The organism is Micromonospora zamorensis (assembly GCF_900090275.1).
In the GTDB taxonomy this organism is placed as follows: domain Bacteria; phylum Actinomycetota; class Actinomycetes; order Mycobacteriales; family Micromonosporaceae; genus Micromonospora; species Micromonospora zamorensis.
Window position 1 is genome coordinate 3,737,327 of the sequence record NZ_LT607755.1, and the last position, 13,060, is coordinate 3,750,386.

A 13,060-nucleotide genomic window follows, 5' to 3' on the forward strand; every position below is an offset into this window, starting at 1 on the left:
ACTCAACGACGCCTGAGTACCCGCCGTCAGGCGCCTGCCCCAGCGGCTCGATAGCGTTGCCGCGTGGTCACTTTCCTGCGCCGGTGGACGCTGCGATCCTCGAGCTTCGCTCTGACCTGGCTCTACACGCTCTACCGGATCCATCCGGCGGTGTGGCGGCTCACGGCACGTCAATACCGCCCGTACATGGGTCACTTCGCCCGGCTGCACGCCTGGATGACGTGCCAGTTCGCCGCGATCGACGTCCCCGCGTACGGCGACTTCCTGCGCCGTGGCAACTGGCGGTTCCGGTGGTTCGACCTGTCGTCGTACCCCCCGACCGACAAGCGGTCGTACGTGCAGGCGTACCCGGAGGCGCAGCGTTGTCGGCACGGTGAGATCGAGATCGCCGGCAGCGTGGTCGACGAGTCGTCGGGCTCGTCCGGGCAACCGTTCAACTGGATCCGCAGCCGCCGTGAGCTGCGATCGGTGCACAAGAACCTGGCCGGCTACGCGACCATGGTGTTCCCGTCGAAGCGGCGGTTCGTCATCAACGCGTACTCGATGGGCGCCTGGGCCACCGGCACCAACACCGGCATCGCCATGTCCACCATCGCGATGGTGAAGAACACCGGGCCCGACCTCCAGAAGATCGCGGACACCCTGCGCTACTTCGGGCCCGGCTTCGACTACATCGTGACCGCGTACCCGCCGTTCCTCAAGCACCTGCGCGACAAGCTCGACGCCGAGGACTTCCCGTGGGCCGACTACCGCATCAGCGGTCTCGTCGGCGGCGAGGGGATGACCGAGGCGCTGCGCGACTACCTCCAGGAACGTTTCCTGAAGGTGCGCTCCGGCTACGGGGCCAGCGATCTCACCATCGGCATCGCCGGGGAGAGCGACTTCAGCGTCTGGGTGCGTCGACGACTGCGGACCGACGCCGCACTGCGGGCCACCCTGCTCGGCGCCGACGAGCACCGGCTGCCGATGATCTTCCAGTACAACCCGCTGGAGACCTACCTGGAGACCACTGCGGACAACGAGGTGCTCTGCACCATCAACTCGACGGCGGTGCTCAATCCCCGGGTCCGCTACAACATCGGCGACGAGGGCCGGCTGATCTCGTACCCCGATGTCGTGGCCGCGATCACCGACCCCGCCGCGCGTGCCGCCGCGGACCGCGCCTGGCAGGTCGACCGGATGCGGCTGCCGCTGCTGTTCCTGTACGGCCGCAAGGACAGCACGATCTCCTACATGGGCGCCAACATCTACCCGCAGGACGTCGAGTACGGCCTCTACACCGGCAACCCCCAGGCGCACCTGCTGCAGAGTTTCTGCCTCCAGGTGGTCGAGCAGGCCGACCTGGAGAGTCGACCGGTGGTCAACCTGCAACTTCGCGACGGCGTGGCGCTCGGCCCCGACGAGCGGCGCGCCCTCGTCCACACCTGCCGTGCGGGGGTGCTGCGTCACCTCGCCGAGGTCAGTCGGGACTTCGCCGAGTCCCTCGCCGAGGACCCGTCCGCAGCCGACCTGCGGGTGGAGATCCACGAGTACGGCACCGGCCCGTTCGCCGGCGCAGGCTCCACGATCAAGAACGTCTACCTGGTGAGGGGCGTGCCGGCATGAGGACCACCGACTTCTCCGCGGCTCCCCCGGTGGGCCAGGCGACCGCCATGTTCGTCGGGGCCACCCGCTATCGGGGGCCGCGCTCGATCTTCACCCTCACCCGGACCTGGTTCCGGATGGTCCGGCAGATGAGACGGATGAAGGGGTACCGCTGGCACACCGTGTATTACCAGTTTCCCTTCACGCTCGGCACCATCGCCTTCTTCTGCGACCGCGACGCACTGCTGACGTTCGCCCGCAGCCGCCACCACCGCGACCTCATGTGCTGGGTGACCGATCACGGCACCACGAACGCGACCGGTGGCTACATCCGCCTGTACAACGCCGAGCCCGAGGGCTACAGCAACGGCATCTGGCGCGCCGAGTCGGACGGCATGGCGCACATACCGACCTTCACCCCGCTCTCCACCGAGACGGCCGGCCCACCGGTGCACCGCGGATGAGACTGGATCCGGTGCGGTCCCGGGCCGACCTGCGGGCTTTCGTCGACTTCCCGCTGCGGCTGCACCCGAGCGACCGGTACGTACCCCTGCTGTCGTCGGTCATCGCGGCCCACCGCCGCACCGCGGACCTGTTCCTGGTCCGCGACCGCCACGGTGTGGTCGTGGGGCGCACCAGCATGCACCGCAGTGCCGCCTTCGACGCCAAGGTGGGCCCCCGACAGCTGTTCGGGCACACCGAGTTCGTCGATGACGACGACGTCTTCGCCGCCATCATGGACGCGGTCGAGACCCGGGCCGACGGTCGGCCACTGTTCGGGCCGGTGGCACTGCTGCCCAACCAGACCGGCGGGGTGATCACCTCGGGCTTCGCCGACCGCGGCTTCGTGGACTCCGCGTGGAACCCCGCCTACTACCCGCACATGTACGAACGGCACGGCTTCCACCGTCGCTTCGAGGCCGACACCTGGCTGGTCGACGTCTACGGCACGGCCGTCGCGGACCAGGACCACGGTTTCGTCTTCGACGACGCCCGGATCGCCGCCGAACAGCTCGTCGTCCGGCACGGCTCCCGGTGGCGTCTACGCGGCCAACTGCCGATCCTGCGGCGAATGCTCAACGCGAGCTTCGCGCAACTCGGCTACTACACAGACATCTCCGCCGAGCAGCTGGCGGAGCAGACCGACGGTCTCGCGTTCCTGCTGGACGAGGCGCTGCTCCTCTGGCTGGAGAAGGCCGGCAGGCCGGTCGCGTTCGTCGTCACCGTGCCGGACATCTCCGAATACCTCATGCGCGTCGGTGGCCGGCTCGGTATACCCAAACAGCTCCGGCTGCTCGCCACCCGCCGCCGCTACCGCAGCGACGCCGTCCTCATCATCAAGGGCACCGTGCCCGACGAGCAGGGCAAGGGGTACCTGACGCTGCTGTCCCGGGAGCTGCACCGCAACCTCGCCAGCTTCGGCTACCGCACGTTGCGCAGCACCTTCGTCGAACGGACGAACATCGCCTCGGCCGCCCAGTACCGACGGGCCGGCGGCCGGCCACTGCACGGGTACACCTTCTACGAGAAGGCGGCGGTCGCGTGAGCTGGGTCGAGCGGTTGCGAGCCAACGAGGCGATCTGCCGCCGGGCACCGAGCGCGCACAACACGCAGCCCTGGCGACCGGAGTACCACCCGGACGAGATCACCATCGGCGTCGATCCTGCCCGCAGCCTGCCCGACTCCGACCCGACCGGGCGGGACCTGGCCCTCGGCATCGGCGCGTTCGTCGAGACGTGCCTCATCGTCTCCGCCGAACTCGGTCTCACCGTCACCGCGGCCCCCGGCCCTCGACTGGTCCCCGCAGCGGACCGCTACGCGACTCCCTTCACCATCGCCGACGTCGAGTCCCGCCGGGTCGCCCGTGGCCCGTACGCGCCCGGGTGCGTCGACGCCGCGGTCATCGCCGAACTCGGCCCCGGCATCGCGCACGTCCCGACCCGGGATCTCGTGTCGGACCTGGTGGTCGCCGACCGGTGGCTCTTCGGCACGCCGGCCGTCGCGGTCGAGCTACGTGAGTGGCTGCGGCTGAACCCGGCCCACCCTCGCTACCACCTCGACGGACTCACCGACCGGGCGCTCACCCTGTCCTGGTTCGAGGCACGGTTCCTGTCCGCCGCGCTTCGCGCGTACCCGGTCACCCGCCGGCTGGGCCTCCCGGCGCTGCTGGCCGCCAGCGGCCGCGGTCTGTTGCGCTACGACGGCAGCGTCCTGGTGCTGCTCGCCGACGATGGCGACCGTATCGCCGCAGGCCGGCGTCTGCTGCGTACGTGGTTGACGCTCGCCCGGCACGGCCTGTCGGTCCATCCACTCAGCCAACTCGTCGACTGCCCGGCGACCGCCAGCCGGCTGGCTGAGCGGGTGGGCGGCGAACCGCTCGCGGTGTTCCGCGTCGGCCGGCCCCTCGCCGAGCCGGTCCGCTCGGCGCGACAATAGCGCCCCTCCCGGCCGGTCACCTCGCCCTGCCGTACACAATCGGGTTGTCCTGTGCGGGCGCAGGCGTGACCATGGTCGGCATGGCGGGAGCTCACGGGTGAGATCGCCACTTCAGGGCGGGATGCCGCTGCGTGACGCGGTGGTGGGCGCCGTCGTGGAGATCGCCTGCGACGAGTCGGGATTCTCGGGCACCAACCTGCTGCACTCGACCGCTCCGGTGATAACGCACGCGAGTGTCGACCTGGTGGTCGACGAGGCCGTCGCGCTCATCACCGAGCTGCGGTCGGGGTTCCGGTTCTCACCACACGAGCTCAAGTCCGGGCGGTTCCTGCGCGGCTCGGGTGCCGACGAAGCCCTGGAGTGGTTCCTGACCGCGCTGACCGGTCGCGCGCACGTCCACCTGATCGACAAGGAGTTCTTCCTCGTCACCCGGATCGTCGACTTCCTGCTGGCCGAGCCGTCGTACGCGGCCGGCACCCGGCTGGCCCTCGACCAGCGGCCGACCGCTCTCGCCCTCTACACGGCCAGATACTCGGCCGGCAGCGACTGGGGTGCCTTCCTGGCGGCGTTCGTCGACCTCGTCCGGATGAAGCGGCGGGTGCCGGTGCGGCAGTCGGTACAGCGGTTCTTCCAGGCCCGGGACGCGCTGCTGCACCACAGGCTCGGCGCGGCGGCCGACGCCGTCCTCGACGGGCTCGACCCGGGCCATGTGCGGGCCGTGGTGGCCCGGCTCGACGACGACCGGTCGGTGCCCCCACCGCTGGAACCGCTGCTGCCGGCGCTGGCGGAAACGGTCCTGTCCTGGAGCGGCGGTCAGCGGCAGGTGCTGGTGACCCACGACGAGCAGAGTGCCCTGACGGCCGATCGACTGACCCGCCTCCAGCGGATGATGGCCGGAGGTGGCGCACCGTCGGCGGCAGCCGACACGACCTGGGCTCTGCCGGATGGAGTGTCACCCCTGGCTGGGCTCGTCATGGTCGACTCCCGTGACGATCCGCGCGTCCAGGTCGCGGACCTCCTCGCGGGGGTGGCACGGCGCAGGCCCGTGATCATCGGCGACGCTCTCCGTCAGCCGCCGCCACCGCGCGATCCCGTGGTGTGACGCCTGACCGACGCGTCCCCGGCGCTCTCAGTCGAGACAGAACTCGTTGCCCTCGACGTCCTGCATGACGAGGCACGACTCGTTCTCGCCGTCGGCCCGCAGCAGTTGCACACGTGCCGCGCCGAGGGGGATCAGTCGCGCGCATTCCGCCTCCAGTGCGGCCAGGCGCTCCTCACCCACCAGCCCGGTGCCGACCCGCACGTCGAGGTGCACCCGGTTCTTGACGACCTTGCCTTCGGGAACGCGCTGGAAGAACAGTCGAGGGCCCACACCCGAGGGGTCGACGCACGCGAACGCGGCACCCTGACGCTCGGGCGGCAGCGTGCGATCGACCTCCTCCCAGGAGGCGAACCCCTCGGGCGGGGGCGGTACGACGTAGCCCAGCACCTCGCACCAGAAACGAGCGACGCGCTCAGGTTCCGCGCAGTCGAAGGTGATTTGGACCTGCCTTACCGTCGCCATCGGTCCACCATAGAGGGTGCGTCGTCATCAGTGGACGGGCCTCTGACCAGGTGCGGCGCGACGGAAGGTGTAGCCCGCGTTTTCCGGGGGCAAGCAACGCAGATGGAACGCACGACAGGGAGCGAGGAGCGACCGCTCGGCCAGCGGTGCCGGACCGGTGACTCGGACCGGGCGCGGCTGGCGACACGGCTCCCTGTGCGATGCGCCTGAGGCACAGCCTGCCCGCGGTCGCGCTCGGTGCGGTGGCACTGGGCGCGGCTCTCGGCGCTGACCCCGCTCGCGCCGACTCGACGTCGCCACTGCCGGTGCCGGTGCCAGTGCCGACCGGTCCCCACCCCGCGACGGCCGCCACTTCACCGAATCTCATCGAGGCGTTGTTGCCCGACGTGGTCGAGTCGCCGCTGTCCGTCCCCCTGCCGTTGCCGCTGCCGTCAGCCACTCCCCTGCCCCTGCCGTCAGCCACTCCCCTGCCGCTGCCGCCAGCCATCCCCCTGCCTTCGACGTCGGCCAGGCTTCCGGCCGCCATACCGACCCGGCGAACAGGCGTGCCGTCGTCGTCCTCGCCGCCCACCGCCCCCGTCCCGTCCGCCTCGGCTTCCCGGGCTGCCTCGCCACCGTCGCCGTCGGCACCGCCAGCACCGTCGACCTCCGGGACGGCGACGGTGTCCCGGGGCGACCCCCACGGCAGCGTCGAACGCCGCGCGCGGGATCGGGCCCGGACGGCGGGTCACACGCAGGTGGCGATGATCGCGGTCCCCGCGCCGACGCCGCGCCCACCGGCTCGCCCCGAGTCGGGGCTGCCGGCATTCGTGCTGGCTGTCGCGTCCGCACCCGCGGGCGTCGGCGCCAGCGGTGTCGATTCTCCGACGTCGGCGGCTGAATGTCCGCCACGCATCTCGCCGCTGTCCCGGGGGCTCACTGTCGCCACCGTCGACATGCGCGCCACCAGCCGGCCCGTGGAGCGGGGCCCTCCGCCGCCACGGCAACCCCTGATCAGTCAGCCGCGTCCACGACGTTGATCAGGAGAGATCATGGAAATAGCCGTTGTCTGGATCCCCGCCGACATCGAACCGTCGGAGCCCGCCGTCGCGATGTGTCTCGCACACCTTCGTCGACACGACTACCGGTTGAAGGGAATCGTCCGGGCACCCTGGGAGACCGTCGAGCAGCAGATGATCGACGGTGAAGTGGATGTTGTCGTGATCGCCGACCCCGCCCACCTTCCGCCGGATCGGTCACCCCGGATCGAGGTAGCCACTTCGGCGTCGACGGCTCACGAGGACCGATCGGCTTTCGACCCGCAACTTGGCTGAACCGACCAAGCGCCCCGTCCACAACGGACGGGGCGCTTGGTCGTGGTGCTCCCGCCGCACGCGCCCCTATAGTGAGTTCCATTATGAGACTTACTGCCTTCTGGCGCTGGTGGGGCGCCAGCACGACCAGTCACCTCGGTTCGGCGATCGGTGGGATCGCCCTGCCGCTCACCGCGCTGAACGTGCTGCACGCCTCGGCCCTCGAAATGGGTCTGATCACGGCGGCCGGCTACCTCGCGTACCTGCTGATCAGCCTGCCGGCGGGGGTGATCGTGCAGCGCGTGCCGCTGCGCGGCACGCAGGTCGCCCTGGACCTGATCCGGGCCCTCGCCATCGCGTCCGTGCCCCTGGCCTGGTGGTTCGACGCCCTGACGGTGGTCCAACTGATCGTGGTCGCCCTGGTCGTGAGCTTCGCCAACGTGCTGTTCGACGTGGCGAACCAGACCTTCCTGCCGGAGATCGTGCCGGCCGCCCAGTTGCAGGCGCGCAACAGCCTCAACTCCGGCACCTATGCCGCCACCCAGCTCGGCGGGCCGTCCCTGGGCGGGCTCGCGGTGCAGCTGCTGGGCGCGGTGCCGACGCTGTTCGTGGACGCCGTCAGCTACCTGATCTCCGCCGTGCTGCTGCGCACCCTTCCGGCCCGGCGCCTGCTGCGCCCGGCCGAGCGGCCACCGATGGTCACGATGATCCGCGAGGGCTGGCACTTCGTGCTCCGACACCCGATCATCGGACCCTCCATGTGGGACGCCACCGCGACGAACTTCGTCTGCGGCGGGATGCTCGCGCTCTTCCCGTACTACCTGGTACGCGAGCTGCACGCGTCGCCACTCATGGTCGGGCTGCTGCTCGCCGCCGACGGACTCGGCACGCTCGTCGGCGCCGCGCTGACAACCCGGTTCACCGACCGGGTCGGCACCGCACGCGGCCTGGTCATCGCGGCCGTCGTCGGGGTGGCCGGGGCGCTCGTCATTCCGCTGGGCAGCGGCACCGCCGCCTATCTCGCCTTCGCCGTCGGGAACCTCGTCTTCGCCGGCTCCTCGGTGGTGCTCAGCGTGACCACCCGCACCTACCGGATGCTCGCCAGCCCGCCGGACCTCCTGTCGCGGGTGATCGCCACGGTCAAGTTCGTCTCCTGGGGCGCAATCCCGCTCGGCAGCCTGCTTGCCGGCCTCCTGGCCGGGCCACTCGGCGCGCGTACCACCCTGTTGATCTTCGGTGCCCTCACCGTGCTGTCGCCCATCATCTACCTGTCGACCCCGATCCGCCGGATGCGCGACCTGCCGCTCGACGCCGCCGCGGAACCCGTCGAAGCCCGGGTGTGAACCGCGCGACAGAGCGGCGGACCGGCGGGCACCGCCGCCGGCCTTCCACCCGACAAAATTGATCCCCTCGTTTGTCGATCGGCGATCAGGTTGACTCGTCGGTGAGGTAGGCGGGCCCGGCGGGGCTCCACACGATGGGATGCGCGACATGGCGAAGTACCTGATCCTCATCCACGGCGACGAACGGCAGTGGGCCGCGATGTCACAACAGGAGTTGCAGAAGCGCGACGAGGCCCACCGCGCCTTCTGCGCCGCAGCCGGTCCGGCCGTCCTCGACGGCCAGCAGTTGGAGCCGGCTGCCGTCGCGACCACACTGCGCACCGACCCGCACGGACGGCTGGCCATCACGGACGGGCCGTTTTTGGAGACCAAGGAGGCGGTGGGCGGCTACTACCTGATCGAAGCCCCCGACCTCGACGAGGTGATCAGCCTGGCCTCGCGGCTGTACGAGGTCTCCGCCGGGCACAGCGGGGTGGAGATCCGTCCGGTGGTCGATCACGGATGAGCGCCGAGGTGGTCGCGGCGGTCGCGCAGGCGCACCGCCGCGACTGGACCCAGTTGCTGGCCGCGACGGCACGCCTGACCCGGGACCTCGATCTCGCGGAGGAGTGCACCCAGGACGCCTACGCCCAGGCGCTGCGGGTCTGGCCGCAGATCGGCATCCCCGATCGTCCCGGTGCGTGGCTGACAACCACCGCCCGCAACCGGGCGCTGGATGTGCTGCGCCGCGAGTCGGCGTTGCGTCGGGCTCTACCGCAGCTGGTGACCGACCAGTCGGTGTCCGGCCCCGAGGACGGCCTCGATGACGACCGGCTCCGACTCGTCTTCACCTGCTGTCATCCGGCCCTGTCCCGCGACGCCCAGGTCGCGCTGACGCTGCGGCTGGTGTGCGGGCTGTCCACGGCGGAAGTGGCCCGCGCGTTCCTGGTGCCGGAACCCACAATGGCCGCACGGATCACCCGGGCCAAGAAGAAGATCACCACTGCCCGTATCCCGTACCGTGTGCCGTCGCCCGACCACCTCGCCGGGCGGGTCAGCGCCGTCCTCGAAGTCGTCCATCTGATCTTCACCACCGGCCACACGGCGCCGAGCGGCGGGCACCTTGTCCGCCGTGACCTGGTCGACAGCGCGATCAATCTCGCTCGCATGCTGCACCTGCTCATGCCGACCGACACGGAGATCAGCGGCCTGCTCGCGCTGCTGCTGCTCAACCATGCGCGTGACGAGAGTCGCCTGTCGGCCACCGGTCGGCTGCAACTGCTCTCGGAGCAGGACCGCGGGCGTTGGGACGCCCGGCTCATCAGCGAGGGGGTCGCCCTGGTGACCGTCGCCCTGTGTCGCAGGCCGCCGACACGGTACGCAGTCGAGGCCGCGATCGCCGCCGTGCACGCCGAGGCGCCGACCTGGCAGGACACCGACTGGGCGGAGATCGTCGGGCTGTACGACGTCCTGCTCCAGCTCTGGCCCTCGCCGGTGGTCGAGCTCAACCGTGCCGTGGCCGTGGGTCTGCGCGACGGCCCGCAGGCCGGTCTCGACGCACTGACGCCACTGCTCGCCGAACCGGTCCTGGCCACCTACGGCTACCTCAGCGCCGCCCGTGGTGACTTCCTGCGCCAACTCAACCGCTGGGTGCCGGCGGCGGACGCCTACCAGGAGGCCCTGGCCCACACCGACAACAAGGTCGAACGCGCCTTCCTCAGCGAACGGCTCGGCGACGTCCAGCGCCAGGCATCGGCGACGATCACCTTCGAGGAGGCGTACCGGTGACAGGTGGTCGGACAGAGCCCGTCGCGGTGTCCCGGCGGATCGCCGCGCCAGCGGCCGACATCTTCCGGATCCTCGCGGATCCTCGGCGACACACCGATCTCGACGGCTCCGGGATGCTGCGGGGTGCCGTATCGGACGCGGTGGTCGCCGCCGTCGGCGACGTCTTCGTGATGAGGATGCACTACTCGCGGTATGGCGACTACGAGATGAACAACCACGTCGTCGAGTACGAGGTGAACCGGCGCATCGGCTGGACACCGGAGCCGGGCCGAGGCCACCCGGACACCGCACCCGGCGCCACTGCTCGCACGCGATGGGGACACCGGTGGACCTACGAGCTGACGCTCGACGGCCCGGACGCGACGATCGTGACCGAAATCTATGACTGCTCCCAGCTGCCGGCCGACGAGCAGGCGGCGATGGACGGCGGGCACGGCTGGATCAGGAGCATGACCGAGACGCTGGAACGGCTGGAGGCGCTCTGCGCCAACCCGCCCGACTGAGCCAGCGGCCCTTCTACGAAGCCGCGAAGGCCAACCCTTGCTCGGCCAGCGCGGCGGCCAGGATGTCGACCGCCTTCGGGCCCACCCCGTGCATGGCCAGCAGATCGCGGCGGCTGTAGGTGGCCACCTGGGCGAGCGTGGTGATGCCGGCTTCGAGCAGGGCACTGGTCGCTGGTCGCCCGATCGGCGGCAGGTCACCGATCTGCGCGGGCACGTTTCGGGTACTCACGGAATCACGATAGTCCGCCCCCAGCCACCGGGGCCTCGGGTCACGAACCGTCCGGAGGGTTGGCCGGCTGCTGTCCCGGCCAGAACGGCCACTCCTCGAACGACCGGCAACGTCCGTCCTCGGCGAACCGCATGACCCACAGGTCGCGGTACTCCTGCTCGACCGGGTCGCCATAGCGGACCTCGTGGCGCGACACGGCGGTGTCACCGTCGACCGCGACGATCTCGCTGGTCATCCGGAACACCTCGTCGGGGCCCTTGCGCTGTTTCTCCCACATCTGGGCGATGGCCGGCAGACCGACGACAGGTGTCCAGTAGGGCCCCTGCTGGTAGCTCGCATCCTCGGTGAAGAGAGTTACCAGGGCGTCCGTGCCGGGCGTCCGCCACAGCCGCTCGTACGCGGTGAGCCATTCGTTGACGTGCGTCCTGTCCATGGACATCACTGTGCCATTCGACGGGCCACGCGCGGCAGGAACCGACCAGCCGCAGGTCATCACCGGTCCACTGCGTCGTAAGGTGCATCTCACACCCGAAGAGCTGGAGGCTGCGGTGACCGCGACGACGCCGACCGACACGGTGCTGGCCGAGGTGATGGCCGAACTGGCCGCGCTGGAGGACCACCGGACACGCGAGGTGAACGCGAAACACGGTGACGACCACGGTGTGCACCTCGGCAAGCTTCGTGCTGTCGCCAAGCGGCTGAAGACGCAGCAGGAACTCGCCCGCCAGCTCTGGAGGACCGGCGACACCGCGGCGAGACTGCTGTCGCTCCTGATCTGCCGTCCCAGGGCGTTCGAGCGTGCCGAGCTGGACGTCATGCTGCGCGAGGCACGCGCGCCCAAGGTGCACGACTGGCTCGTGAACTACGTGGTGAAGAAGAGCCCGCACGCCGAGGAGCTGCGCCTGGCCTGGTGTGCCGACCCGGACCCGGTGGTAGCGAGCGCCGGCTGGGCGCTGACCACCGAGCGCGTGACGAAGAAGCCCGAGAGCCTCGACCTGCCGGGGCTGCTCGACGTCATCGAGAGCGAGATGAAGGACGCGCCGGATCGCCTCCAGTGGGCGATGAACCACTGCCTGGCCCAGATCGGGATCGAGCACGCCGCGCACCGCGCTCGCGCGATCGACATCGGCGAACGTCTGGCGGTGCTCAAGGACTACCCGACATCCCCGGGCTGCACGTCTCCGTACGCGCCCACCTGGATCAACGAGATGGTGCGCCGCGCGCACACCTGACCAGTGCGCCGATCGAGCGCATGGTGGTGGCGGCGCGGGGAGGGCCCGGACCTCCCCGCGCCGTAGCTGTGCCAGGCCACCCCCGGGGTACTGCGCCCGCAGAGCGGCCACCTCGACGAGCAGCGTCCGACCCGACGACAGTTAGCGATGGCAACCTGATGCACAGCCCGACCGACGTCGAACTGACCCCACTCCTGCACCAGTGGACGGGTGGCGAGGCTCCCCGACTGCTGGGGCGGGGAATGGAGGGTGCCGTCTACGAGATCGGCCAGGAGCGGATCGCCAAGGTGTGGTTCGACGGGTCGGAGGCCGCCTTGCAGCGGGTTCGGGTGTTCTACGACGCGCTGGCCGGGAAACCTCTGCGGATCGCGGTCCCACGGATCCACGAGGTCCACCTGATCGAGGGTCGCTGCGTCACCGTCGAGCAACGGCTGGCCGGCAGAACCATGACCGAAGCGCGGAAAGAGGGTCGCCTCACCCTCGACGACGCCAGGTCGGCGTTCGTCGACGTGTTGGCCCAACTGGGGGCAAGCGGGCCCCTGCCCGAGGCGCGGAAGCTGTCGGTCCTGGACGAGACGATGCCGCTCTACGAGGCGGACGACGCTTTCCCTGACGCCCTTTACGCACTGGCCACGCGTCGCGTCGCCCGATTCCGACAGGTCCTCGACTCGGCGGTCGAGGACCTCGACAGGAAGCTGGACGCGTTGCAGGACCGGCTGCGGGACGTCGACAGCGGACGACGCTCGGTCGTCCACGGCGACATGATCCCCGGCAACATCCTCGTGAACGACGCCGGCGGCCCTGCCGCCGTACTCGACTGGGGCTTCCTCACGACCGAGGGTGACCCGGTGTTCGACGCCTCCGTCGCGGCCTCGATCTTCGACATGTACGGCGAGCATGCCCTGGACACCGAACGTGGCCTCTACGCGCAGATCGAGGAGCGCCTGGGCTACCAGCGGCAGGCGCTTCTCGTCTACCGCGCGGCCTACTCGCTGATCACCGCGAACGCCTACGACGCCGAGGGCGGGGACGGTCACTTCGCGTGGTGTGTCGCGGCCCTGAACCGGCCCGACGTCGTCCGGGCGCTCCTGGGCTGAGCACAGGCTTTCG

General features: G+C 70.2%; 15 protein-coding genes. 12 read left to right on the top strand and 3 right to left on the bottom strand.

The annotated features are described in order from the left end of the window. The first annotated feature begins 63 nt into the window (after positions 1–63). The 5 genes from GA0070619_RS16440 (at position 64) to GA0070619_RS16460 (ending at position 5,122) form a co-directional block, all read left to right on the top strand. Entirely contained in the window at positions 64–1,605 is a 1,542-nt protein-coding gene (locus GA0070619_RS16440; protein ID WP_088948894.1) for a phenylacetate--CoA ligase family protein, read from the top strand. After that, positions 1,602–2,048 carry a DUF4188 domain-containing protein gene (locus GA0070619_RS16445; RefSeq protein WP_088948895.1) on the top strand — a complete coding sequence of 149 codons (447 nt, stop codon included), beginning with the start codon at positions 1,602–1,604 and terminating at the stop codon, positions 2,046–2,048. The genes GA0070619_RS16440 and GA0070619_RS16445 overlap by 4 nt, the downstream gene beginning before the upstream one ends. Next, complete coding sequence (locus GA0070619_RS16450) at positions 2,045–3,130, top strand: hypothetical protein (protein ID WP_088948896.1); 1,086 nt, start codon at positions 2,045–2,047, stop codon at positions 3,128–3,130. Before GA0070619_RS16445 ends, GA0070619_RS16450 begins: the two co-directional genes overlap by 4 nt. Next, on the top strand, positions 3,127–4,020 hold the full coding sequence (locus tag GA0070619_RS16455; RefSeq protein WP_088948897.1) for a nitroreductase family protein: 894 nt from the start codon (positions 3,127–3,129) through the stop codon (positions 4,018–4,020). Before GA0070619_RS16450 ends, GA0070619_RS16455 begins: the two co-directional genes overlap by 4 nt. Positions 4,021–4,117: 97 nt before the next feature. Further along, on the top strand, positions 4,118–5,122 hold the full coding sequence (locus tag GA0070619_RS16460) for a hypothetical protein (RefSeq protein ID WP_197699541.1): 1,005 nt from the start codon (positions 4,118–4,120) through the stop codon (positions 5,120–5,122). Positions 5,123–5,149: 27 nt separating this feature from the next. On the opposite strand, the gene GA0070619_RS16465 is transcribed toward GA0070619_RS16460, so the two are convergent. Then, entirely contained in the window at positions 5,150–5,584 is a 435-nt protein-coding gene (locus GA0070619_RS16465; RefSeq protein ID WP_088948899.1) for a VOC family protein, read from the bottom strand. Between the two features lie 1,031 nt (positions 5,585–6,615). Between GA0070619_RS16465 and GA0070619_RS16470 the strand changes: the two genes are divergently transcribed. The 5 genes from GA0070619_RS16470 to GA0070619_RS16490 all read left to right on the top strand — a co-directional run bounded on the left by GA0070619_RS16470 (position 6,616) and on the right by GA0070619_RS16490 (position 10,489). After that, positions 6,616–6,897 carry a hypothetical protein gene (locus GA0070619_RS16470; RefSeq protein ID WP_088948900.1) on the top strand — a complete coding sequence of 94 codons (282 nt, stop codon included), beginning with the start codon at positions 6,616–6,618 and terminating at the stop codon, positions 6,895–6,897. 83 nt (positions 6,898–6,980) lie between these two features. Beyond that, positions 6,981–8,219 carry an MFS transporter gene (locus GA0070619_RS16475; RefSeq protein ID WP_088948901.1) on the top strand — a complete coding sequence of 413 codons (1,239 nt, stop codon included), beginning with the start codon at positions 6,981–6,983 and terminating at the stop codon, positions 8,217–8,219. Between the two features lie 148 nt (positions 8,220–8,367). Further along, on the top strand, positions 8,368–8,724 hold the full coding sequence (locus tag GA0070619_RS16480) for a YciI family protein (RefSeq protein ID WP_172862053.1): 357 nt from the start codon (positions 8,368–8,370) through the stop codon (positions 8,722–8,724). Next, entirely contained in the window at positions 8,721–9,986 is a 1,266-nt protein-coding gene (locus GA0070619_RS16485) for an RNA polymerase sigma factor (protein ID WP_088948903.1), read from the top strand. Before GA0070619_RS16480 ends, GA0070619_RS16485 begins: the two co-directional genes overlap by 4 nt. Beyond that, positions 9,983–10,489, top strand: a complete 507-nt coding sequence (locus tag GA0070619_RS16490; protein ID WP_157744020.1) for an SRPBCC domain-containing protein — start codon at positions 9,983–9,985, stop codon at positions 10,487–10,489. Before GA0070619_RS16485 ends, GA0070619_RS16490 begins: the two co-directional genes overlap by 4 nt. 13 nt (positions 10,490–10,502) lie before the next feature. Here the strand turns inward: GA0070619_RS16490 and GA0070619_RS16495 are convergent, their stop codons facing one another. Continuing rightward, the gene (locus GA0070619_RS16495) at positions 10,503–10,718 is read right to left on the bottom strand and encodes a helix-hairpin-helix domain-containing protein (RefSeq protein ID WP_088948905.1); all 216 of its coding nucleotides are present in this window, start codon (positions 10,716–10,718) and stop codon (positions 10,503–10,505) included. A gap of 40 nt (positions 10,719–10,758) precedes the next feature. Continuing rightward, on the bottom strand, positions 10,759–11,151 hold the full coding sequence (locus GA0070619_RS16500; protein ID WP_088948906.1) for a YybH family protein: 393 nt from the start codon (positions 11,149–11,151) through the stop codon (positions 10,759–10,761). A 157-nt stretch (positions 11,152–11,308) separates the two neighbouring features. Here GA0070619_RS16500 and GA0070619_RS16505 point away from each other — a divergent pair, with 157 nt between their 5' ends. Then, entirely contained in the window at positions 11,309–11,950 is a 642-nt protein-coding gene (locus tag GA0070619_RS16505) for a DNA alkylation repair protein (RefSeq protein WP_088951843.1), read from the top strand. Positions 11,951–12,108: 158 nt separating this feature from the next. Further along, on the top strand, positions 12,109–13,047 hold the full coding sequence (locus tag GA0070619_RS16510; protein ID WP_157744021.1) for a phosphotransferase family protein: 939 nt from the start codon (positions 12,109–12,111) through the stop codon (positions 13,045–13,047). Positions 13,048–13,060: the final 13 nt, after the last annotated feature.

What these genes read in the sequence shown, in the direction of transcription:
- GA0070619_RS16445 (WP_088948895.1), top strand. Translation starts at nt 1,602, where the DNA reads ATGAGGACCACCGACTTCTCCGCGGCTCCCCCGGTGGGCCAGGCGACC.
- GA0070619_RS16450 (WP_088948896.1), top strand. Translation starts at nt 2,045, where the DNA reads ATGAGACTGGATCCGGTGCGGTCCCGGGCCGACCTGCGGGCTTTCGTC.
- GA0070619_RS16465 (WP_088948899.1), bottom strand. Translation starts at nt 5,584, where the DNA reads ATGGCGACGGTAAGGCAGGTCCAAATCACCTTCGACTGCGCGGAACCT.
- GA0070619_RS16470 (WP_088948900.1), top strand. Translation starts at nt 6,616, where the DNA reads ATGGAAATAGCCGTTGTCTGGATCCCCGCCGACATCGAACCGTCGGAG.
- GA0070619_RS16475 (WP_088948901.1), top strand. Translation starts at nt 6,981, where the DNA reads ATGAGACTTACTGCCTTCTGGCGCTGGTGGGGCGCCAGCACGACCAGT.
- GA0070619_RS16480 (WP_172862053.1), top strand. Translation starts at nt 8,368, where the DNA reads ATGGCGAAGTACCTGATCCTCATCCACGGCGACGAACGGCAGTGGGCC.
- GA0070619_RS16485 (WP_088948903.1), top strand. Translation starts at nt 8,721, where the DNA reads ATGAGCGCCGAGGTGGTCGCGGCGGTCGCGCAGGCGCACCGCCGCGAC.
- GA0070619_RS16500 (WP_088948906.1), bottom strand. Translation starts at nt 11,151, where the DNA reads ATGGACAGGACGCACGTCAACGAATGGCTCACCGCGTACGAGCGGCTG.
- GA0070619_RS16505 (WP_088951843.1), top strand. Translation starts at nt 11,309, where the DNA reads ATGGCCGAACTGGCCGCGCTGGAGGACCACCGGACACGCGAGGTGAAC.
- GA0070619_RS16510 (WP_157744021.1), top strand. Translation starts at nt 12,109, where the DNA reads ATGCACAGCCCGACCGACGTCGAACTGACCCCACTCCTGCACCAGTGG.